1 protein-coding gene is annotated in these 1,457 nt (G+C 66.2%); it reads right to left on the reverse strand.

Annotated elements, in window-relative coordinates; translation table 11 throughout:
- Window positions 1–1,076: 1,076 nt before the first annotated feature.
- A partial coding sequence (locus MJ785_RS02185) for a hypothetical protein (RefSeq protein ID WP_239379967.1) occupies window positions 1,077–1,457 on the reverse strand: 381 nt, incomplete at its 5' end.

Consider the following 1,457-nt stretch of genomic DNA (forward strand, 5'->3'; position numbering starts at 1 on the left):
CGGGCGGCGGCAGTATATCGGCAGCGCGGTGGAGCTGGCCCGTGGGAATGGCTGACCCGCGCTGGCGCCGCTGCCGTGGTGAGTGCCCGTGGTGAGCCTGGTGGCCATGTTGACGAGCAGCCGCCTGGAGGCCGCCCGCTTGGGAGCCGGGTCATGTTCGGCTGCGTCGGCGGACTGGTGTGTCCGCGGACTGGTGTGCGTCGCGGACGCAGCCGGTCGTCGGCTATGCCGGGCGGCCCGCCGGGCACGCGAGTTTCCTGTGATGATGTCGCTTTGTAGTCATTTTTGTACGGAGAGAACTGATGGGGGGCGTTGAGTCTCGTTGCCGCGCCCGTCGGAAAAGGTTGCGCGACGGTTGTCACCTTCTGCGACAGGATGACCGGGTGCCGATCCGACGCCAAACCCCGTCAACCCGCACGCCGCGGCGTGCTCAGCCGATGCTGCCACTGCCGATCCGCAATGCCGGCCAGACAGCCAGGAGCCGTGATGTACCAGCGCCGGCATCATGCGGTGGCTGTAGCGCCCGGTGGACCGAGCCGGACGCCACACATTGCCGGATCTGTCATGCCACCTGGCAGGACCTGCAGGGGTTCGACTCGCATCTGGCGGAATGCCAGCCAGGACTCGTGATCCGCTCTGCTCGGGCGCCACGGCGCTGACCGTCGGATCACCTGCCGGGGTGGCAGCCCCGAGGGGCGTTCCCCTGTCATGGCCGACCGCTTCGCTGAGGCATGGACGGCTCGACCGCGTCCGAAAGAGACCTCATCGACGTGCCTCGCGGATGTTTTGTCCGTACCAGGGCGGTTTTCTGTCGTATCCAGGCCGGTTGGCTCGCCGAGCGCGTGGAAAAGGGCGCTATCCGCCGTCCGGCCCGGTGCGCCGGACGGCGAATTCTGGCTCGCCGACGCCGCCTGTTCCGCCATTGTCGGAGGTGGTCGACAAGTAGCCGGCAGTCATATTTGTAGCATTTTGTCCACCACTGGTGAATGGAAGGAATCCTTGGCGGTCAACGACTGCGATCGTGATTCCTTCGCGTGTTTGGCGGCCCCTGGAATCCGGCACCTCGTCACCAGGGGTCACAGCTGGCGTGTCGACCCGCAGCGAGAAGCAACATATGCCCATCTGGAGTTGGTCAGTGCCACAACTGTCCAGCGATTTGATGTGACTCTCCGTCGTTGTTCGTCGAGGCAGCTGTAGCGCCCAGCGATCACCTCGTCCACAGTTGCGTGGGCGCAGTCCGGGATCTGGTACCAGCACCAGGGTCCGTTCTCGCAACTGGAGAGGCGGATCAGGAGCTGGTAGTCAGTTGCCGGGCCGGACCGCAGGTTGAGGTGGCAGCCGTTGGCGGCGGTGGGGAGCGCATACCAGTGCGTCGCAGACAGCGGGGTAGCTGCCCGCCGGGTTTCGGCGATCGCGGGCGAGCCCCAGGAGACGGCCATGGACGAGAGCAGGAGGCC

The organism is Protofrankia sp. CiT1, assembly GCF_917627335.1.
GTDB lineage: Bacteria > Actinomycetota > Actinomycetes > Frankiales > Frankiaceae > Protofrankia.